Here is a 20,743-nt window from a genome sequence, read left to right on the forward strand (position 1 = left end):
TCGGCATGGATCTGGAGACGCCGGCCTCGCCCGGGCAATGGCTGCCAGCCGAAACGCTTGCCACCGCCTGCCGCCTCACGCACTGGATCACGGAGAACGCCAAAAGCACGCGCGCCTTTCTCAAACGGGTGAATGGCATCGCACCACTGGCCGTGCCGCTTCAGGAGCAGCACATCACCGAGTTGCCGCGCGCGGCGCACAAGAAGGGCGACCACGCCCCCGAGACCGCCGGCGACGCCATCGCACGCGCACTGCTGGCACCCGCCCTGCTCGGCCACGACGTGGGCCTGGTGAGCGAGGCCGGCATGCCCGCCATCGCCGACCCGGGCAGCTCCATCGTGCGGGCCGCCCATGCCCTGGGCCTGCAGGTGATCCCCCTCACGGGCCCGGTCTCGCTGATGCTGGCGCTGTCCGCGAGCGGGCTCAATGGGCAGAACTTCGCCTTCGTCGGCTACGTGCCGCAGGAACCCGGCGAGCGGGCCCGTCGCCTGCGTGAACTGGAGGATCTGGCGCTCAAAACCGGGCAGACGCAGATGTTCATAGAAACCCCCTACCGCAACACCAGCTTGCTCCAGGCCCTGTTGCAGACGCTGCATCCCCACACCCGGCTGGCGGTGTGCGGCGCGCTCACGCTGCCGCAGCAGGCCAGCCGCAGCGCACTGGTGAGCGAATGGAAGCGGGATCAGCGCCTCAAGGAACGCCTGCCGCTGGACGCACCGTGCGTGTTCCTGCTCGGCAGGTGATCTCTGCCGGACGCATCAAAGCCCGAGGCGCTTGAGGTGGGCGCGCACCGAGCCACTGAGCTCGGCGTTGGCCAGGGCGAGGTCAATCGTGGCCTCCAGAAAACCTTCCTTGCTGCCGCAGTCGTAGCGTTGGCCCGCGTAGCGGTACGACTGCACCTTTTCCTTGCCGATGAGCGCGGCGATGCCATCGGTGAGCTGGATTTCTCCGCCGGCACCCCGCGGCTGGCGGCGGATGCTTTCGAACACGGCAGGCGTGAGCACATAGCGTCCCGCCACCGCGAGGGTGGACGGTGCCACGTCAGGCGCCGGCTTCTCCACCATGGCGAACACTTCGGCCAGCGCCTGCGACGCGCCATGCACGTCGACGACACCATAGCGGCGCGTTTCCGCGCGGGGCACATCCTGCACCGCGAGCACGGTACCAGGGCTCGATTCATAGGCCTGGACCATCTGCTGCAGCACGGTGGGACCCCCCTTCGCCTGGTTCTTGCCCATCATCAGGTCGTCGGCCAACAGCACTGCGAACGGCTCGTTTCCGACCAGACGCTCGGCGCAGAGCACCGCATGCCCCAGGCCCAGAGCCCGCGGCTGGCGCACGTAAACGCAATCCATGTCGTCGGGCTTGATGGAATGCACCAGCTCCAGCAGCGCGCTCTTGCCAGCGGCTTCGAGCTCCATCTCCAGTTCGTAGGCCGTGTCGAAGTGGTCTTCGATCGCGCGCTTGTGGCGGCCGGTTACAAAGATCATTTCGCGAATACCCGCCGCGTAGGCCTCCTCAACCGCGTACTGGATCAGCGGTTTGTCCACCACGGGCAGCATTTCCTTGGGAATGGCCTTGGTAGCGGGCAGAAAGCGGGTGCCCAGGCCACCCACAGGGAACACGGCTTTTCGAATCGTCGTCATGTGTGCACTATCTCCCGGACAGCGAAGGTGAAACAGCCCCCATGATAGCCATCACGCTGCCTGCACACCGAGCCGCTACACTGGTTCGCGTTACCCGCGCAGCCGGCGCGGCGAGCCTTCACCGTCACACTGCATATGAGCATCACCCCCGTCATTCTTTGCGGCGGCTCCGGCACCCGCCTGTGGCCACTGAGCCGTCAGAGTTTCCCGAAGCAGTTCGTTCCCCTGGTGGGCGACAAGAGCCTGCTGCAACTGACCCTGGCCCGACTGGCCTGGTGCGACAACCCGGTGATCTGCGTGGCGTCAGAGGACCACCGCTTTCTGGTGGCTGATGCCATCGAGGCGGAAAAGATCTCCGGCCAGGTGCTGCTGGAACCCGCCGCGCGCAATACCGCAGCGGCCATGGCGCTGGCAGCCTTGCTGGCCCGGTCGGCCGACGATGCCGACCCGCTGCTGCTGTTCTGCCCGTCCGACCACCACATCCCCGATGCCGCAGCGTTCGCCCGCACCGTGCAGCAGGGCGTGCCAGCCGCCGAGGCCGGCGCCATCGTCACTTTCGGCGTGGTGCCCAGCTTCCCCAGCAGCGCCTATGGCTACATCCAGCAAGGCGATGACCGCGCCGACGGCAGCCGCACGGTGGCCCGCTTCATCGAGAAACCCGCGCCCGACGCCGCGCAAGCCTTGCTGTTGCAGGGCAACGTGCTGTGGAACGCCGGCATCTTCCTCACCCGTGCCAGCACCTTGATCGCTGCGCTCGCCCGGCACGCCCCCGACATCCTGCAAGCCTGCGAGACGGCCATGGCCCAGCCCCGGCAAGACACCGTGGGGCAGATCCGTTTCGTACGCCCAGAAGCCGATCCCTTTCTCGCATGTCGTCCCCAAAGCATCGACTACGCCGTGATGGAGCCGCACGATGACGTGGCCGTGGTCCCATTCCAGGGCCAGTGGAGCGACGTGGGCAGCTGGAACGCGGTAGCCGAACTGAGCCCCGCCGACGGCGACGGCAACCGCGTCACCGGGCAGGGGCATGTGCTGAACGCGCGCAACACCTTCATCCACGCGCCCGGTCGCGCCGTGGTGGCGCTGGGCACGCAGGACCTGCTGATCATCGACACGCCCGACGCCTTGCTGGTAGCCCAGCGCGACCACGCCGAACAGGTCAAGGACGTAGTAGCTCTGCTATCGCAACGCAAGATCCCGCAGGCGGCCATGCACCGCCGCGTGGCCCGTCCCTGGGGCTGGTACGACAGCGTCGACGTGGGTGAACGTTTCCAGGTCAAGCGCATCGGCGTGAAGCCCGGCGCATCGCTCAGCCTGCAGAAGCACCACCACCGCGCCGAGCACTGGATCATCGTCAAAGGCACAGCCGAGATCACCCGCGGCAAGGAGGTCTACCTGCTGTCGGAGAACCAGTCGACCTACATTCCCATTGGCGAGGTGCATCGGCTGCACAACCCGGGCAAGATGGCGCTGGAGATGATCGAGGTGCAGTCGGGCAGCTACCTGGGCGAAGACGACATTGTGCGGCTGGAGGACGTCTACGGTCGTCACTCCGACGCCACCGACAAGAAGTGACGGTGACATCCATGAAGATCCTGCTCACCGGCGGCGCGGGCTACATCGGCAGCCACACGGCCATCGGTCTGATCGAGGCTGGCTTCGAGCCCGTGGTGCTGGACAACTTCGCCAACAGCCACCCGGTGGTGCTGGATCGCCTGGCACACATCACCGGCCACACTCTGCCGTTGGAGCGGGGCGACGTGCTGGATACACCCTGGCTGGAAGACGTATTGCGCCGCCACCGCCCGGTCGGGGTGGTGCATTTCGCTGGCGACAAGGCCGTCGGCGAAAGCGTGGCGCAGCCACTGAAGTACTTCCACAACAACATCGGCGGCGCGGTCAGCCTGCTGCGTGCGATGGAAACCGTGCATGCGGAAGACGCCTACGCCGCACCCACACTGGTGTTCTCGAGCAGCGCCACGGTGTACGGCGACCCGGCCTCCGTGCCGATCACCGAGGACTTTCCTCGCAGCCACACCAACCCCTACGGCCACAGCAAGCTGGTCATCGAGGACATGCTCAGCGCCTTGTGCCTGGCCCGCCCGGCCTGGCGCGTGGGCACGTTGCGCTACTTCAACCCGGTGGGCGCGCACCCGAGCGGCCTGATTGGTGAGGACCCGGCCGGCATTCCCAACAACCTCATGCCCTACGTGGCCCAGGTGGCGGTGGGCCAGCGCGAGCACCTCAACGTGTACGGCAACGACTACCCCACGCCCGACGGCACCGGCGTGCGCGACTACATTCATGTGCAGGATCTGGCCGCCGGCCATGTGGCTGCGCTCAAGGCGCTGCTGGGACGGGGCGAGCGATTCACGGTGAACCTGGGCACGGGCCGCGGCTACAGCGTGCTCGACGTGGTGCGCGCGTTCGAGAAGGCCAGTGGCCGCCCCGTGCCCTACAGGATCGCGCCGCGTCGTGCGGGCGACGTGGCCCAGTGCTGGGCCGACCCGGCGCGTGCCCGGCAATTGCTGGGCTGGCAGGCGCGGCACACGCTGGACGAAATGTGCGCTGACGCCTGGCGCTGGCAGAGCGGCAACCCGTCGGGCTACCGCAGCTGAACACCCGCGGCGCGTGCCGCGAGAAAGATGCCTTCACCCACGCTGGCGCCAAAGCGCTTGGCCAGGCGCAGACCGACGTTCTCGCGCTGCGTGTAGTCCACGATTTCTTCGGCCTTGACGATTTCACGCGCCACGTAGTCGAGGTTGCCCAGACCATCGGCCAGGCCCAGCTTGACCGCCTGCTGGCCGTTCCACACCAGGCCGCTGAAGGTGTCGCCGTTGTCCTTCAGGCGATCACCTCGGCCCTTTTTCACCACCTCGATGAACTGGGCATGGATCTCGCCCAGCATCTGCTGCATGTAAGCACGCTGACTCTCGTCCAGGGGGCTGAACGGGTCGAGCATGCCCTTGTTGGCCCCTGCGGTCATGAGGCGGCGCTCGATGCCGAGTTTGTCCATCAGGCCGGTGAAGCCGAACCCGTCCATGAGTACGCCGATGCTGCCCACCAGGCTGGCCTTGTCCACGTAGATGTCGTCGGCAGCCGCAGCGATGTAGTAAGCCGCCGAGGCACAGGTCTCCTCGACCACCGCATAGACCTTCTTGTTGTGCAGGCCCTTGAGCCGCGTGATCTCGTCGTTGATGATGCCGGCCTGCACCGGGCTGCCGCCGGGCGAGTTGATCAGCAACACCACCGCCTGCGCACCGTCGTCTTCAAACGCCGAGCGCAACGACGCCACCACGTATTCGGCACTGGCCTCGGCGCCACTCGCGATCTCGCCCTTGACGTCGACCACGGCCGTGTGCGGCGTGCTCACGGCCGTGGACGTGTTACTGGTATAGACAAACCAGATGATCGCGCCCAGGATCGCCAGCCACACCAGTCGGGTGAACATCTTCCAGCGGCGCGCGGCCTGCTGCTCACGGATCGTGGCGAACACGAGCTTTTCGAGCGTCGCTCGCTCCCAGGCCACCTCCTGGGTGCGGTCACTGGCAGTATGGGCGGAAGGGCCGGGAAAGTCGTCGTTCATGATCGGTCGCTCTCAGAATTCAGGGGGTTTGAGGTGGTATTGTGACCGCCAGTGCACCACCCCGTCGTGCTCGACCAGTTCGATCTTGACCAGCCCGCCACGGCATGGTCCGCCCTTGCAATCCCCGGTGTCCGGCTCATAGACAGCGCCATGCGTGGCACACAGCAACCAGCGGCCGCTGTCGTCGAAGAACTGGTCAGGCTGCCAGTCCATCTCCATCGCCACGTGGGCACAGCGGTTCAGGTAGGCGTGCGGTCGCCCCTCATAGCGGATGGCGAACGCACGGCAGGACTGGCCCGCATACACCACGTCGAACGACACCGCCCGCCCGCCATCGAGCAGGTCCCCGCTGTTGCACAGTGCGTAGACCGGATCGTCGGCGGGAGCGCTCATCGCATCCTCAGGCGTTCTGAATCAGCCAGTCGTGCAGTTCGCGCACCGAGTGCGCCACGTGCAGCGGACTTAGCACCGCGAACGTGGCTGGTTCATGGGCGCCATAGCTCACGCCCACGCTCGCGCAACCGGCGTTCACCGCCATCTGCAGGTCGTGCGTGGTGTCGCCGATCATGAGCACACGATCAGGTTCCACACCGAATTCGCGCATGAGCTCATGCAGCATGCGCGGATTCGGCTTGCCAGCTGTCTCGTCGGCCGTGCGCGAGCCGTCGAATACGCCGTGCAACTCCACCGTGCGCAACACCTCGTTCAATCCGGCGCGGCTCTTGCCGGTGGCCACAGTCAACCAGTGGTGGCGGCTCTTGAGCTCCGCCAGCAGCGGCAACACCCCCTCGAACAGACTCAGGTCGTGCTGCTGCACGAGGTAGTGATGCCGGTAGCGCTGGACCAGCAGGGGGTATTTCTCGGGGGGCACATCCGGCGCAGCATGCGCCAGGGCCTGCATCAGGCCCATGCCGATCACGTAGCTGGCGGCTTCCCGCGTGGGCGGCGTACCGCCCACGTCCACCACCGCGGCCTGGATGCAGCGCGCGATCAGGGCGGTGGAATCGAACAGGGTGCCGTCCCAGTCGAAGGCGATGAGGTCGAACCGGCGCGGGCGCATGGATCAGGCCGTGGTGAGCGCCTGTGCATGATGGCGCAGGTGGTCTTCGATGAAGGACGCGATGAAGTAGTAACCATGGTCGTACCCATCGTGCCGGCGCAGTGTGAGCGACCGACCCGCCTCGGCGCAAGCCGCCTCGAACAGATGCGGGTGCAGTTGCGTCGCCAGGAAGTTGTCGGCCAGGCCCTGGTCGATCAGCAGATGGGGCGCCTTGTGTCCGGCCTTCACGAGCTCGGTGGCGTCATGTGCGGCCCAGGCGGCGCGGTCCGCCCCCAGGTAGCCGGTGAATGCCTTCTCGCCCCAGGGGCACTGCATGGGCGCGGCAATCGGTGCAAACGCGGAAACGCTCTGGAACAGGTCCGGGTGGCGCAGCGCCAGTGTGAGTGCACCATGCCCGCCCATGGAATGGCCGAAGATGCCCACGCGATCGGCCCTCGCGGGAAACGCCACCAGCACCAGGTCGCGCAACTCCCGGGTGATCCAGCTCTCCATTCGGAAGTGTTTCGCCCAGGGTGCCTCGGTGGCGTCGAGGTAGAAACCCGCGCCGTGGCCGAAGTCCCAGGCCGCGCTGGCCTCTGCAATGCCGGTGTCGCGCGGGCTGGTGTCGGGCGTGACCAGCATGAGGCCGAGCTCGGCAGCGATGCGCTGCGCGCCGGCCTTGATCGCAAAGGTCTCTTCAGTGCAGGTCAGTCCGGCAAGATAGAACAACACCGGCACCGGCCCCCGCGCGGCCTGCGGCGGCACGAACACACCGAACTTCATCGGCAGGCCGATCGCCTGCGAGGCATGCCGGTAAAAGCCCTGCACACCACCGAAGCAGCGGTGCTCGCTCAATGTCTCGATGGCAGCCGCCATCAGAACTCCACGACGCTGCGGATCGACTCGCCGCGCTTCATCAGCGCAAAGCCTTCGTTGATGTCGGCCAGCTTGAGCTTGTGGGTGATGAGGTCGTCGATGTTGATCTTGCCTTCCATGTACCAGTCCACGATTTTCGGCACATCCGTGCGGCCGCGCGCGCCGCCGAAGGCCGAGCCTTCCCACTTGCGGCCCGTAACGAGCTGGAACGGCCGCGTGCTGATCTCCGCGCCCGCCTCGGCAACACCAATGATGATGCTGCGGCCCCAGCCTTTGTGCGTGCACTCCAGCGCCTGGCGCATCACCTGGGTGTTGCCGATGCACTCGAACGAGTAGTCGGCGCCGCCGTCGGTGAGTTGCACGATGGCGTCGACGATGTTCTCGTGGTCCTTGGGGTTGAGGAAGTGCGTCATGCCGAACTTGCGGGCCATGGCCTCGCGCTCGGGGTTGAGGTCGACGCCGATGATCTTGTCAGCGCCGACCATCTTCGCGCCCTGGATCACGTTCAGGCCGATGCCACCCAGACCGAACACCACCACGTTGGCGCCGGCTTCCACCTTGGCGGTGAAGATCACCGCGCCAATGCCGGTGGTCACGCCGCAGCCGATGTAGCAGACCTTGTCGAACGGTGCGTCCTCGCGGATCTTCGCCAGCGAGATTTCGGCCGCGACGGTGTAGTTGCTGAAGGTGCTGGTGCCCATGTAGTGAAATATGGGCTTGCCGTCAAGACTGAAGCGGCTGGTGGCGTCGGGCATGAGTCCCTTGCCCTGCGTGCCGCGGATCAACTGGCACAGGTTGGTCTTGCGGCTCAGGCAGAACTTGCACTGGCGGCATTCGGGCGTGTACAGCGGAATGACGTGGTCACCCTTCTTCAGGCTGGTCACGCCCGGGCCCACATCCACCACGATGCCCGCGCCCTCGTGGCCCAGGATGGCCGGGAAGATGCCCTCGGGGTCGGCGCCCGAGAGCGTGTAGTAGTCGGTGTGGCAGATACCCGTGGCCTTGATCTCCACGAGCACTTCGCCGAACTTCGGCCCTTGCAGGTCCACGGTTTCGATCGTCAGGGGCTGGCCTGCTTTCCAGGCCACGGCGGCTTGTGTCTTCATGGTGTGCCTTGCTCGGAGGTTGTGAAATCGGTCATGAGGTTACCGCAGTTCACATACCCCCCGCACGCACCGCCATTGCTTCAATCGAGCTTGGCACCACCCTTGAACCACTGCCCGATCAGGGCGCGCTCTTCTTCCGTCAACCCGGTGGCGTTGTTCATCGGCATGAGGCGCGTCACCACCACCTGCTGGTAGACCGACTGCGCGTGCTGTCGGAGCGCTTCGGGTGTGTCCAGCCGCACGTTCTTGGACTGCAGCGCCTCGCCGTGACACATCACGCAGCGCTGCTCCAGCACCGGCTTGAGCTGCGCGTAGCTCACGGCATCGGGCACGGCCACCGCCTGCACCGGTGCGGGCCTGAGCCAGACGATCAGTGCCACCAGCACGACCACGCCGGCCGCGGCATACGGCCAGGGGTGCGGGTTGCGGCCGAGCTTGAAACCGTGGCGCATGACGAAGAACTGGCGGATGGCCGCGCCTGCGAACATCATGCCGATCAGGATCAGCCAGTTGTGCTCGTGCGCATAGGTGAAGCTGTAGTGGTTGCTCAGCATGGCGAACAGCACCGGCAGCGTGAAGTAGGTGTTGTGCACGCTGCGCTGCTTGCCGCGCTGCCCGTGGATCGGGTCCACCGGCCGTCCCGCCTTGAGGTCGGCCACCACGGTGCGCTGGCCCGGGATGATCCAGAAGAACACGTTTGCGCTCATGGCGGTGGCGATCATCGCGCCCACCAGCAGGAAGGCCGCGCGCCCGGCAAACAGCTGCGTGGCAAGCCAGGCCGCCACGCAGACCAGCACCAACACCAGCGCGCCGACCTTGGCATCGCCGTTTTTCTTCTGGCCCAGCGCGCGGCAGATCGCGTCGTAGAGCAGCCAGAACACCACCAGAAAGGCCAGTGCGGTGGTGATGGCGGCGGCGGGCGACCAGTCGAACACCTTGGGATCGATCAGGTAGACGCTCGGACTCCAGATGTAGGAGATGAGAAACAGCGCGAAGCCCGAGAGCCAGGTGGAATAGCTCTCCCAGTAGAACCAGTGCAGGTGGTCGGGCAGCTTCGGGGGCGAGACCGCGAACTTCACCGGGTGGTAGAAACCGCCGCCGTGCACGGCCCAGAGTTCGCCGCTGACACCGTCCTTCTTCAGTTGTTCGTCCTCGGGTGGTGTGAGGCTGCTGTCGAGAAACACGAAATAGAAGGAGGAGCCAATCCAGGCAATGGCGACGATCACGTGCAGCCAGCGCAGCAACAGGTTGGCCCAGTCGAGCAGATAAGTTTCCATGGCACCTCGAGGCAAGGTCAGGACTTGCGACTCACCACCGCGGGCGCTCTGAGTCGTCTGAGGGCCGCGATCGGGTGTCGTCAAGACACCTGCTCCGCTGCGACCGATCGGCCAAAGTGTATACAGTTTTTGAAAACATTCAAGCAGTCAAATACCGCTCTTTCGAGTCTCCATGCCAAGCAACAACTGCGCCACCACCGACGCCGCGATCACCGCAGGCTGCTTGCCGACAATGCCGGGCAGCCCGATCGGGCAGGTGATGCGCTGCAGCTCGTCGTCGCTGAAGCCGCGCTGGCGCAGGCGGCTGCGGAAGGTGGCCCACTTGGTGGCGCTGCCGATGAGGCCGATGAAGCCGAGGTCCACGCGTTCGCGCAGCCGCTGCAGGCAGGCAGCGACGATGTCCAGATCCTCGGCGTGCGAGAAGCTCATGATGAGCACGCACGATCCGGCGGCGAGATCGCGCACCGCCGCATGCACCGGGTCCGAATGTTCGGTGCGCACGTGCGCCGGCAGTTCGCGCGGAAACACCTCGTCGCGGCTGTCGATCCAGGTGACGTCGAAGGGCAGCGGCGCGAGCGCCTGCACCAGCGCGCGCCCCACGTGCCCGCCGCCGAACAGGGCCAGCGGCGTGTGTCCGGCATTCAGGCGCTCACGCAAGAGCGGTATGCGCGAAGCGTCAACGACTTCGAAGTGCAGCACGAGCGCGCCCCCGCAGCACTGCCCCAGGCTCGGGCCGAGAACGACCGCTTGCTCCCATGTGGTCGACGCGTCGGAAGGTCCGCGTGCCAGCGCATCGCGCGCGCGGCGCAGAGCGTCCCACTCCAGATGACCACCGCCGATCGTGCCGATCGCGCCGTCGGTCGCGGACGGGAAAACCGCCATCCACGCACCCGATTCGCGAGGCACTGAACCCCGCGTGGAACCGACTGTCACGAGCACGGCGCGCTCTGTCGCCAGACGCGCCAGAAAGGCTTCAAGCTCTGCAAACATCTGTGGCGTCGACGTCAAAGAATTTGTATGGATACGTAATCGCAGCCAAGGTCGACCAGTATCCGCCGTACTGTACCCACGCCCTGTCGAAAACGCCCATACACTCCATCCGCCTCGCCATATGGTCCACCCGAAGTCCACCGCCTGGCGCCCGTTCAGCTACACAGGTCTGCCCACATGAGACACATTGAACCCGCACCCAGCCCCGCCCAGCCCCGCGCCCCCTGGGGCTGGATGGGCGTCTGCACCGCCGCCCTGCTGGCCGCCTGCGCCGCGCCGCTGCCCCCTCCTCCTCCCCCACCGCCACCGCCACCGCCGGCCCCGGTGCCGGCACCGCCGCCACCGGTCAGCGTGCGTCCCACGCCCAAGCACGTGTCGCACGCCGTCTCGCCGATGGACTACCGCAAGGATGGTGCGCGCCACATTTACGGCAGCAACAGCCACCGCATCTACAAGGGCAAGATGCCCCCCCTGCTGCAGGGTGTGGGCGTCATGCGGCTCGACATCGACGAGCTCGGCAACATCCGGCAACTGAATTGGCTGCGCCCGCCCAGCCACGCCGGCAGCCGCGTGGAGATCGAGCGCACGGTGCGCGCCGCAGCCCCCTTCCCGGCGCCCGTGCGCATGGGCAGCGTGAGCTACACCGACACCTGGCTCTGGCATGAGAGCGGCCAGTTCCAGCTCGACACGCTCACCGAAGGCCAGCGCGACCGCTGAACAGGGCGTTCACCGAGCCCACCTGAAAGCCCGCCACCCGGCGGGCTTTTTTTCGCCCTCCCGTTCAACTGCCCCGGTAGGTCGAATAGCTCCAGGGGCTCACCAGCAGCGGCACGTGGTAATGCTGGTCCGCATGCGCCACGCCGAAATCAAGCGCCACGCGGCCGAGAAAGTTGGGCTCGGGCAGTACCACGCCCCGGGCGGCGAAGTAGCCCTTCACGTCGAACACCAGGCGATAGGTACCGGTCTTGAGGCTGGCGTGGTCGTACAACATGCCGTCGGGGTTGCGGCCGTCGGCATTGAGCGTGAAGCGCTTGACCAGCGCAGCCTGCTCGCCCTGCGTGGTGTACAGCTCCACCACCATGCCGGCTGCGGGGCAGCCGTGCATGGTGTCCAGAACGTGCGTGCTCAATCCCATGGCGTGTCCTTCCAGTGTTGATGGTCGACCGAAAGTGTATACACTTTTTGTTTTTCTGGATATGATGGCCGCATGGAAACCTCCAGCACCCTGCACATCGTCGAATCGCTCACGCGGGCGATCGTTGAGCACCGCCTGCACCCCGGCACCAAGCTGGCCGAGCAGAAACTGGCCGACCATTTCGGCGTCTCGCGAACCCTGGTGCGCCAGGCCTTGTTCCAGTTGTCGCAGAACCGGCTGATCCGGCTGGAGCCCGCGCGCGGCGCCTTTGTGGCCACGCCCTCGGTGCAGGAGGCCCAGCAGGTGTTCGCGGTGCGGCGCATGCTCGAAGTGGAGATGACGCGCACCTTCGTCAAGACCGTCACCAACGCCAAGATCAAGGCGTTGCGCGAGCACGTGGCGCAGGAAAAGCTGGCAGTGACCAACGAGGACGTGGCCGGGCGCACCGAACTGCTGGGCGACTTCCATGTGCGCATGGCCGAACTCATGGGCAACCAGGTGCTGGCCGAGCTGTTGCGCGAACTCATCTCGCGCTGCGCGCTGATCACCCTCATGTACCAGAGCAACCAGGCCGCCGAGCATTCCAGCGAAGAACACGCCGACATCGTCAAGGCGCTGGCTGCGCGCGACGAGGAGCTGGCGGTGCGCCTGATGAACGAGCACCTGCTGCACGTCGAGGAAAACCTGACCTTCGACCGCAAGGTCCCCACCAACGACATTTCCATGGCCCTGTCATGACCTTGTACGACTCCACCGCATCCTATCCCCGCGATCTGGCTGGCTATGGCCGCGACGTGCCGCACGCGCGCTGGCCAAACGGCGCGCGCATCGCCGTGCAGTTCGTGCTGAACTACGAAGAGGGTGGCGAGAACAGCGTGCTGCACGGCGACGACGCGTCCGAGCAGTTCCTCTCCGAGATGTTCAACCCGGCGGCCTTTCCCGCGCGGCACATCAGCATGGAGGGCATCTACGAATATGGCTCGCGCGCGGGTGTCTGGCGCATCCTGCGCGAGTTCGAGCGGCGCGGCCTGCCGCTCACCGTCTTCGGCGTGGCCACCGCCCTGCAGCGCAGCCCGGACGTGACCGCGGCCTTCCTGGAGCTGGGGTACGACATCGCCTGCCATGGCCTGAAATGGATCCACTACCAGAACGTGGACGAGGCCACCGAGCGCGCCCACATGGCGCAGGCGATGCAGATCATCGAGCACCTCACCGGCAGCCCGCCGCTGGGCTGGTACACCGGGCGCGACAGCCCGAACACGCGCCGCCTCGTGGTCGACCATGGCGGCTTCGAATACGACAGCGACTACTACGGCGACGACCTGCCCTTCTGGATGAAGGTGAGCAGAAGCGACGGCAGCGACACGCAGCAGCTCATCGTGCCCTACACGCTGGACTGCAACGACATGCGATTCGCGCTGCCGCAGGGTTATTCGCATGCCGACCCGTTCTTCCAGTACATGAAGGACACGTTCGATGCGCTTTACGCCGAAGGCGACCCCGACGGGCTGGACCGCCCGAAGATGATGAGCATCGGCATGCACTGCCGCCTGCTCGGCCGCCCCGGGCGCATCACTGCCCTGCAGCGCTTCCTCGACCATATCCAGCAACACGACAGGGTGTGGGTCGCGCGGCGCCTGGACATCGCGCGCCACTGGAAAGCCACACATCCCGCTTCCGCCGCCTGAGACCGCTGCCATGCCCATCACCCTGGACCAACTCAACCAAGCCCCGCTCGCCGAGGCCACGCAGATGCTCGACGGCCTGTACGAGCACTCGCCCTGGATCGCGGAGCAGGCGCTGGCACAGCGCCCATTCGCGTCGCTGGCCGCGCTGAAGCACGCCATGGTGACCGTGCTCGCGCAAGCCGGCGTGGACGCGCAGCTCGCACTGATCCGCGCCCACCCCGAACTCGCCGGCAAGGCGATGGTGAGCCAGTCGCTCACCGCCGAATCCACCCACGAACAGACGAAGGCCGGTCTCACGAACTGCACACCCGAGGAGTTCGCGCACATCCAGCGGCTCAACACGAACTACAACGCGAAGTTCGGCTTTCCGTTCATCCTCGCGGTGCGCGGCCCGCGCGGCACGGGTCTCGCCAAGCGCGAGATCATTGCGACGTTCGAGCGCCGCCTGGGCAACCCGGTGGACTTCGAGCGCGCCGAGTGCCTGCGCAACATCCACCGAATCGCCGAGATCCGCCTGAACGACAAGTTCGGCTTCGAGCCGGTGGTCGGCAACGAGGTCTGGGACTGGCACGAAGACCTGGCTCGCCACAGCGACCCCGGGTTCGCCGAACAGGGGCAGCTCACGGTGACGTACCTGACGGATGCGCACCGCGCCTGCGCCACCGATCTGGTAGCGCGCATGCGTGAGTGCGGATTCGATGAGGTGAACATCGATGCGGTGGGCAATGTGGTGGGCAGGTACTTCGGTGCCACGCCGCAGACCCCTGTCCTCCTCACCGGAAGCCACTACGACACCGTGCGCAACGGTGGAAAGTACGACGGCCGCCTGGGCATCTTCGTTCCCATGGCGTGTGTGAAACAGCTCCATGCAGCCCGCAGGCGCCTGCCGTTCGCCATCGAGGTCGTGGGCTTTGCCGAAGAAGAAGGCCAGCGCTACAAGGCCACCTTCCTCGGCTCGGGCGCGCTCACGGGCCACTTCAACCCGGCCTGGCTGGACCAGCAGGACGCCGAGGGCATGACCATGCGCGCGGCCATGCAGCACGCCGGCCTGCCCGCCGCGCTGGACGCCATCGGTGCGCTGCAGCGCGATCCGTCGCGCTACCTGGGCTTCGTCGAGGTGCACATCGAACAGGGCCCGGTGCTCAACGAGATGGACCTGCCCCTGGGCGTGGTCACCTCCATCAACGCCAGCGTGCGCTATCTGTGCGAGGCCATTGGCATGGCCAGCCACGCCGGCACCACGCCCATGGACCGGCGCCGTGACGCGGCCAGCGCCGTGGCCGAAATCGCGCTCTACGCCGAGCAGCGTGCCGGCGCCGACGGCGACTCGGTCGCCACCATCGGCATGCTGCAGGTGCCCGGAGGCTCTATCAACGTGGTACCCGGCCGCTGTCTGTTCTCGCTCGACCTGCGCGCACCCAGCGACGCGCAGCGCGATGCGCTGGAACGCGACATCCTCGCGCAGTTGCGCGCCATCTGCGAACGGCGCGGCATCGCCATCAGCACCGAGGAAACCATGCGCGCCGCCGCCGCCCCGAGTGCGCCCGCCTGGCAGTCGCGCTGGGAACGCGCCGTGAAGGCACTGGGCGTGCCGCTGCACCGCATGCCCAGTGGGGCCGGCCACGATGCCATGAAGCTGCACGAGGTGATGCCGCAGGCCATGCTTTTCGTGCGAGGCCTCAACAGCGGCATCAGCCACAACCCGCTGGAGTCCACCACCAGCGACGACATGGAACTCTGCGTGAACGCCTTCTCGCACCTGCTCGACCAACTCGCCACCGAACACCAGCCCTGAACCCCGATGACACACGAACAACAACTGGATGCCTGGATCGACGCCCACTTCGACGAGGAAGTGCGCTTCCTGCAGGAGCTCGTGCGCGTGCCCACCGACACGCCACCCGGCAACAACGCGCCGCACGCCGAACGTACCGCCGAGTTGCTGGCCACCATGGGCCTGCAGGCTGAGAAACATGCCGTGCCCGCGGCCGAGGTGCAGGCAGCCGGCTTGCAAAGCATCACCAACCTGATCGTGCGCCGGCCCTACGGCCCGGGCAGGACCATTGCGCTCAACGCGCACGGCGATGTGGTGCCACCCGGCGAAGGCTGGACGCACGACCCCTATGGCGGTGAGGTCGTGGACGGCAGGATCTACGGCCGCGCGACCGCGGTGAGCAAGTGCGACATCGCCAGCTTCAGCTTTGCCATCCGCGCGCTGGAATCCGTCAGCACTTCGCTGGGCGCGAAGCTCGCTGGTGGCGTGGAACTGCACGTGACCTACGACGAGGAATACGGTGGCGAGGTTGGCCCCGACTGGCTGCTGAACAAAGGCCTGACCCAACCCGACCTGATGATCGCCGCAGGCTTCAGCTACCAGGTGGTGGTGGCGCACAACGGCTGCCTGCAGCTGGAAGTGACGGTGCACGGCGACATGGCGCACGCCGCCATTCCCGACAGCGGCACCGACGCGCTGCAGGGCGCCACCCACATCCTCAACGCGCTGTACGCGCTCAACGCCGACTACCTCAAGGTCACGTCCAGCGTCGAAGGCATCACGCACCCCTACCTCAACGTCGGCCAGATCCATGGCGGCACCAACACCAACGTGATCCCGGGCAAGGTGGTGCTCAAGGTCGACCGTCGCATGATCCCCGAGGAAGACCCGGCCGAGGTGGAAGCCTCATTGCGCCGCACCATCGAGCAGGCGGCCGCCAGCTTCCAGCCGCCCCGTGGCGGCAAACAACTGAAGGTCGATGTGCGCCGCATCCTGCTCGCTCGCGCCATGAAGCCGCTGCCAGGCAACCAGCCGCTGGTGCAGGCGATCCAGAAGCACGGTCAGGCCGTGTTCGGTGAAGCCATTCCCGCCGTGGGCACGCCGCTCTACACCGATGTGCGCCTGTACGTCGAGCGCGGCATCCCCGGTGTGATCTACGGCGCGGGCCCGCGCACGGTGCGCGAATCGAACGCCAAACGCGCCGACGAGCACCTGGTGCTGGAAGACCTGCGGCGCGCCACCAAGGTGATCGCGCGCACGCTGTTCGACCTGCTGCAACCCGGCTGAATCCCCCTGCGGAATCACCCGTGAAACACCGCGCCCGCCGGGGCGCCCCAGGGCCGTGTGCGTGACACAATGAACACGCATACATGCCCCCTGGAGACAACATGACCCCTGCCGAACAAGCCCTGCGCGACGCCGCGTTCGAGTACCACCGCACACCGAACCGCGGCAAGATTTCCGTCACACCCACCAAGCCCCTGTCCAATCAGCGCGACCTCTCGCTGGCCTACTCACCCGGCGTGGCCTACCCCTGCCTGGCGATCGAGGCCGACCCCGCGATGGCGGCCGAGTACACCTCGCGCGGCAACCTCGTCGGCGTGGTCACCAACGGCACGGCCGTGCTCGGTCTGGGCGACATCGGACCGCTGGCGGCCAAGCCGGTGATGGAGGGCAAGGGCTGCCTGTTCAAGAAGTTCGCCGGCATCGACGTGTTCGACATCGAGCTCGACGAAAAGGACCCGGACAAGCTGGTCGAAATCATCGCCGCGCTCGAGCCCACACTGGGCGGCATCAACCTCGAAGACATCAAGGCGCCCGAGTGCTTCTACATCGAGAAGAAGCTGCGCGAACGCATGGGCATCCCGGTCTTCCACGACGACCAGCACGGCACAGCCATCATCTCGGCCGCCGCCTTGCTCAACGGCCTGGAGCTGGTGGGCAAGGACATCGCCTCGGTCAAGCTCGCGGTCAGCGGCGCGGGCGCGGCCGCCATCGCCTGCCTGGACGTGATGGTTGGCCTGGGCGTGAAGCGCGAGCATATCTACGTCTGCGACTCCAAGGGCGTGGTGTACGAGGGCCGCCCTGGTGGCTACGACGAATCCAAGTCGCGCTACGCGCAAAAGACCGACAAACGCACGCTGGCCGACGCGGTCAATGGCGCCGACGTGTTCCTGGGTTGCTCGGCGCCCGGTGTGCTCACCGCCGAGATGATGAAGACCATGGGCCCGAAACCCATCGTGCTCGCGCTGGCCAACCCCGAGCCCGAGATCCGGCCCGAACTGGCCAAGGCCGTGCGGCCTGACTGCATCATCGCCACCGGCCGCAGCGACTACCCGAACCAGGTCAACAACGTCCTTTGCTTCCCTTACATCTTCCGCGGCGCGCTCGACTGCGGCGCCACGCGCATCACCGAGGAAATGAAGCTGGCCTGCGTGCGCCAGATTGCCGACCTGGCCAAGAGCGAGACCAGCGACGAGGTCGCCAGCGCCTACGCGGGGCAGGACCTGAGCTTCGGCCCCGACTACCTGATCCCCAAACCCTTCGACTCGCGCCTCATCCTTCGCATCGCACCCGCCGTGGCGCAGGCTGCGGCGGACTCGGGCGTGGCCACACGCCCCATCGCCGACATGGACGCCTACCGCCAGCAGTTGGGCCGCTTCGTCTACCAGACCGGCATCCTGATGCAGCCGGTGTTCAACGCCGCCAAGGCACAGACGAAGAAGGCGCGCGTGGCCTATGCGGACGGCGAGGACGAGCGCGCGCTGCGCGCCGCGCAGATGGCGATCGACGACCAGGTCGCCCTGCCGATCCTGATCGGCCGCCCGGCCGTGATCGAGGCGCGCATCGCCAAGGCGGGCCTGCGCATGAAGCTCGGGCAGGACGTGCAGAACGTCAACCCCGAGGACGACCCGCGCTTTCGCCAGTACTGGGAGCACTACCACAAGCTCATGGGCCGCGATGGCGCAACCCCCGAGGTCGCCAAGGCCGCGGTGCGCCGCTCCAACACCATCATCGGTTCGCTCATGCTCTCGCTCGGCGACGCCGACGCGCTCATCTGCGGCCTGGTGGGCAGCTACATGACGCACCTGGAGCGCATCGACCACGTGCTGGGGCGCCGCGAAGGCGCCGGGCTGTATGCCGCCGTGAACGCACTCATGACACAGCGCGGCCCGATCTTCATCGCCGACACCTACGTCAACGAAGACCCGAGCGCCGAGGAACTGGCCGAGATCGCCTGGATGGCCGCGCAGGAAGTGCAGCGCTTCGGCCTGCCGCCGCAGGTGGCTTTTCTATCGCACTCGAGCTACGGGTCGAGCAAGCGCGCCTCGGCGCGCAAGATGGCGCGGGCGCGCGACCTGTTCGTGGCCGCGCACCCGGGCATCGAATGCGACGGTGAACTGCACGGCGACGCCGCGCTGCAGCCCGAGATCCGCCACGCCTACCTGGCCGAGACGACGCTCTCGGGCGCGGCCAACCTGCTGATCTGCCCCAACCTGGACGCGGCCAACATCCTCTACAACGTGATGAAGACCACCGCCAGCGGCGGCGTCACCGTGGGCCCGGTGCTCATGGGTTCGGCGGCTCCCGTGCACATCCTCACGCCGGCGGCCACGGTGCGGCGCGTACTCAACATGACGGCGCTGGCGGCGGCCAGCAGCGCCACCCGGAACTGAGCGCGCTCGAACCGCCCTGAGGGACGCTGCGGCGCCCCTTTTTCGTTTCTGACCCCGCCGTCTGGCTGTCCACCACCGGTCAGAAACCGGGTTTCCCCTAGCTGCCCATCATTCGTTCGTACACATAAACTGTATACACATTTGCATGCATTGAAGCCCGTTCACGCCCAAGGAGCCCTCCATGTCCACCCCCGTCCACCCGGTTGATGAAGTCCTGCCCGCCGGCAAGCTCACCGCCCTCGGCCTGCAACACGTGCTGGTGATGTACGCCGGCGCAGTCGCCGTGCCGCTCATCGTGGGCCGCGCGCTCAAGCTCAGCCCCGAGCAGGTGGCCATGCTGATCTCGGCCGACCTGTTCTGCTGTGGTCTGGTCACACTGATCCAGTCACTCGGCGCCACGCAATGGTTCGGGATCAAGCTGCCGGTGATGATGGGCGTGACGTTCGCCTCCGTGGCGCCCATGGTCGCCATGGCCAACAGCAACCCGGGTGTGCAGGGCGCGGGTCTGATCTTCGGCTCCATCATCGGCGCGGGCGTGGTCTCCATCGCCATCGCACCCGTCGTCAGCCGCATGCTGCGCTTCTTCCCGCCCGTGGTCACCGGCACCATCATCGCGGTGATCGGCATCAGCCTCATGCGCATCGGCATCAACTGGATCTTCGGCAACCCCTTCGGCCCGACCGCGCCCAGCATCCCCAACCCCGAACACCTGCAGTGGCTCGACACCGTGAAGCAGGCCTCAGCCAGCGGCGCGGTGCCCGAGATACCCAGGGGCATGGCCATCGTGGGCAGCGTGCCCAACCCGGCCTATGCCCAGGCGCCCCACATCGCCATCGCCGCCATCGTGCTGGCCGCGATCCTGCTCATCGCGAAGTACGCCCGGGGCTTCATCGCCAACATCTCGGTGCTGCTGGGCATCGTCATCGGTGGTGCCATCGCCACCGCGGCTGGCCTGATGCATTTCGACAAGGTCGGCAAGGCCCAGTGGTTCGATCTGGTGCTGCCGTTCGAGATCGCCGCGCCTGTCTTCGACCCCATCCTGATCCTGACCATGAGCCTGGTGATGATCGTGGTGATGATCGAATCCACCGGCATGTTCCTCGCGCTGGGCGACATGACCGAGCGCAAGGTCGACCAGAAATCACTCACCGCCGGGCTGCGCACCGACGGCCTGGGCACGCTCATCGGCGGCATCTTCAACACCTTCCCGTACACCAGCTTCTCCCAGAACGTCGGCCTGGTCGGCGTCACCGGCGTGAAGAGCCGCTTCGTCTGCGTGGCCGGCGGCCTCATCCTCATCGTGCTCGGTCTGCTGCCCAAGATGGCCGCGCTGGTCGAATCGCTGCCCACCTTCGTGCTCGGCGGCGCGGGCCTGGTGATGTTCGGCATGGTCGCGGCCACCGGCATCCGCATCCTGGCCGGTGTGGACTACAAGGGCAACCGCAACAACCTGTTCATCGTGGCGGTGTCGATCGGCTTCGGCATGATCCCGCTGGTCGCGCCGAACTTCAAGCAGTGGATGCCGCACGCCATCCACCCGCTGATCGAGTCCGGCATCCTGCTGGCCTCCATCAGCGCCGTGGTGCTCAACCTGTATTTCAACGGCAGCCGGGGTGACGCCACCGCGGCAATCCACGCGGCGAAGCAGGCCGACGCGCACTGAAGCGGCCGACCTGCCCCTCACGACAGGCCCCACCCCGGGGCCTTTTTTCATGCACCGAGCCACCCTGATCTGGTGCAAGCCCCGATGTGGTGCGCACCATTTAGGGTTAGCCTCGATGCCGCCTCAACCCCGTCCGGCGAAAATCTGTATACACATTCTGTGCTCAAAAGGCGCGCGGGCGCCCGATGTCCCTTGTGCGCGCGGTTGGCACCTTTATTGCTGACACTGCCGTACGCCCGGGTGACGACAGAGCCACTCCCTGCAACCCGCCTTTCCCAGGAGAAAC

The 20,743-nt window shown here is 66.5% G+C and carries 19 protein-coding genes; 10 read left to right on the top strand and 9 right to left on the bottom strand.

The features are described 5' to 3' along the window. The first annotated feature begins 5 nt into the window (after positions 1-5). Positions 6-743, top strand: coding sequence for an SAM-dependent methyltransferase (locus K5880_RS01385; protein WP_297647808.1), 738 nt, complete (start codon positions 6-8; stop codon positions 741-743). 15 nt (positions 744-758) lie between these two features. On the opposite strand, the gene galU is transcribed toward K5880_RS01385, so the two are convergent. Beyond that, the gene (galU, locus tag K5880_RS01390; RefSeq protein WP_297647658.1) at positions 759-1,646 is read right to left on the bottom strand and encodes a UTP--glucose-1-phosphate uridylyltransferase GalU; all 888 of its coding nucleotides are present in this window, start codon (positions 1,644-1,646) and stop codon (positions 759-761) included. Between the two features lie 135 nt (positions 1,647-1,781). Between galU and K5880_RS01395 the strand changes: the two genes are divergently transcribed. Beyond that, a complete protein-coding gene (locus K5880_RS01395; RefSeq protein ID WP_297647660.1) occupies positions 1,782-3,221 on the top strand; it encodes a mannose-1-phosphate guanylyltransferase/mannose-6-phosphate isomerase in 1,440 nt (479 codons plus the stop codon). A gap of 11 nt (positions 3,222-3,232) precedes the next feature. Further along, positions 3,233-4,264 carry a UDP-glucose 4-epimerase GalE gene (galE, locus tag K5880_RS01400; RefSeq protein ID WP_297647663.1) on the top strand — a complete coding sequence of 344 codons (1,032 nt, stop codon included), beginning with the start codon at positions 3,233-3,235 and terminating at the stop codon, positions 4,262-4,264. On the opposite strand, the gene K5880_RS01405 is transcribed toward galE, so the two are convergent. From K5880_RS01405 to xdhC, 7 genes are all read right to left on the bottom strand, one after another. After that, positions 4,252-5,232, bottom strand: a complete 981-nt coding sequence (locus K5880_RS01405) for a S49 family peptidase (protein WP_297647666.1) — start codon at positions 5,230-5,232, stop codon at positions 4,252-4,254. The genes galE and K5880_RS01405 overlap by 13 nt on opposite strands. A 12-nt stretch (positions 5,233-5,244) precedes the next feature. Then, on the bottom strand, positions 5,245-5,625 hold the full coding sequence (locus tag K5880_RS01410) for a Rieske 2Fe-2S domain-containing protein (RefSeq protein ID WP_297647669.1): 381 nt from the start codon (positions 5,623-5,625) through the stop codon (positions 5,245-5,247). A gap of 7 nt (positions 5,626-5,632) precedes the next feature. After that, positions 5,633-6,292: an HAD-IA family hydrolase gene (locus K5880_RS01415; RefSeq protein ID WP_297647672.1), complete on the bottom strand. Its 660-nt coding sequence runs from the start codon at positions 6,290-6,292 to the stop codon at positions 5,633-5,635. A 3-nt stretch (positions 6,293-6,295) separates the two neighbouring features. Further along, positions 6,296-7,147 (bottom strand): S-formylglutathione hydrolase, encoded by an 852-nt coding sequence (gene fghA, locus K5880_RS01420; protein WP_297647675.1) that lies wholly within the window; start codon positions 7,145-7,147, stop codon positions 6,296-6,298. Beyond that, on the bottom strand, positions 7,147-8,253 hold the full coding sequence (locus K5880_RS01425) for an S-(hydroxymethyl)glutathione dehydrogenase/class III alcohol dehydrogenase (RefSeq protein WP_297647678.1): 1,107 nt from the start codon (positions 8,251-8,253) through the stop codon (positions 7,147-7,149). The genes fghA and K5880_RS01425 overlap by 1 nt, the downstream gene beginning before the upstream one ends. An 80-nt stretch (positions 8,254-8,333) precedes the next feature. Then, positions 8,334-9,530 (bottom strand): urate hydroxylase PuuD, encoded by a 1,197-nt coding sequence (locus K5880_RS01430; RefSeq protein WP_297647681.1) that lies wholly within the window; start codon positions 9,528-9,530, stop codon positions 8,334-8,336. A 147-nt stretch (positions 9,531-9,677) separates the two neighbouring features. Further along, positions 9,678-10,520 (bottom strand): xanthine dehydrogenase accessory protein XdhC, encoded by an 843-nt coding sequence (xdhC, locus tag K5880_RS01435; RefSeq protein WP_297647810.1) that lies wholly within the window; start codon positions 10,518-10,520, stop codon positions 9,678-9,680. A 177-nt stretch (positions 10,521-10,697) separates the two neighbouring features. Between xdhC and K5880_RS01440 the strand changes: the two genes are divergently transcribed. After that, positions 10,698-11,237, top strand: coding sequence for a hypothetical protein (locus tag K5880_RS01440; RefSeq protein WP_297647684.1), 540 nt, complete (start codon positions 10,698-10,700; stop codon positions 11,235-11,237). A gap of 64 nt (positions 11,238-11,301) precedes the next feature. Here K5880_RS01440 and uraH read toward each other — a convergent pair whose 3' ends face one another. After that, positions 11,302-11,655 (bottom strand): hydroxyisourate hydrolase, encoded by a 354-nt coding sequence (gene uraH, locus K5880_RS01445; protein WP_297647687.1) that lies wholly within the window; start codon positions 11,653-11,655, stop codon positions 11,302-11,304. A 72-nt stretch (positions 11,656-11,727) separates the two neighbouring features. On the opposite strand from uraH, the gene K5880_RS01450 reads away from it, so the two are divergent. The 6 genes from K5880_RS01450 (at position 11,728) to K5880_RS01475 (ending at position 20,457) form a co-directional block, all read left to right on the top strand. Further along, positions 11,728-12,393: a GntR family transcriptional regulator gene (locus K5880_RS01450; protein WP_297647689.1), complete on the top strand. Its 666-nt coding sequence runs from the start codon at positions 11,728-11,730 to the stop codon at positions 12,391-12,393. Continuing rightward, on the top strand, positions 12,390-13,343 hold the full coding sequence (gene puuE, locus K5880_RS01455) for an allantoinase PuuE (protein WP_297647692.1): 954 nt from the start codon (positions 12,390-12,392) through the stop codon (positions 13,341-13,343). The genes K5880_RS01450 and puuE overlap by 4 nt, the downstream gene beginning before the upstream one ends. Positions 13,344-13,353: 10 nt before the next feature. Further along, complete coding sequence (gene uraD / locus K5880_RS01460) at positions 13,354-15,138, top strand: 2-oxo-4-hydroxy-4-carboxy-5-ureidoimidazoline decarboxylase (protein ID WP_297647694.1); 1,785 nt, start codon at positions 13,354-13,356, stop codon at positions 15,136-15,138. Positions 15,139-15,144: 6 nt separating this feature from the next. Continuing rightward, positions 15,145-16,404: a M20/M25/M40 family metallo-hydrolase gene (locus tag K5880_RS01465; RefSeq protein ID WP_297647696.1), complete on the top strand. Its 1,260-nt coding sequence runs from the start codon at positions 15,145-15,147 to the stop codon at positions 16,402-16,404. A gap of 101 nt (positions 16,405-16,505) precedes the next feature. Continuing rightward, positions 16,506-18,794, top strand: a complete 2,289-nt coding sequence (locus tag K5880_RS01470; RefSeq protein ID WP_297647699.1) for an NADP-dependent malic enzyme — start codon at positions 16,506-16,508, stop codon at positions 18,792-18,794. A 181-nt stretch (positions 18,795-18,975) separates the two neighbouring features. Beyond that, positions 18,976-20,457 carry a nucleobase:cation symporter-2 family protein gene (locus tag K5880_RS01475; protein ID WP_297647701.1) on the top strand — a complete coding sequence of 494 codons (1,482 nt, stop codon included), beginning with the start codon at positions 18,976-18,978 and terminating at the stop codon, positions 20,455-20,457. The last annotated feature ends 286 nt before the right edge of the window (positions 20,458-20,743 follow it).

The sequence above is a fragment of the Hydrogenophaga sp. genome (assembly GCF_025699295.1).
Lineage (GTDB): Bacteria > Pseudomonadota > Gammaproteobacteria > Burkholderiales > Burkholderiaceae_C > Hydrogenophaga.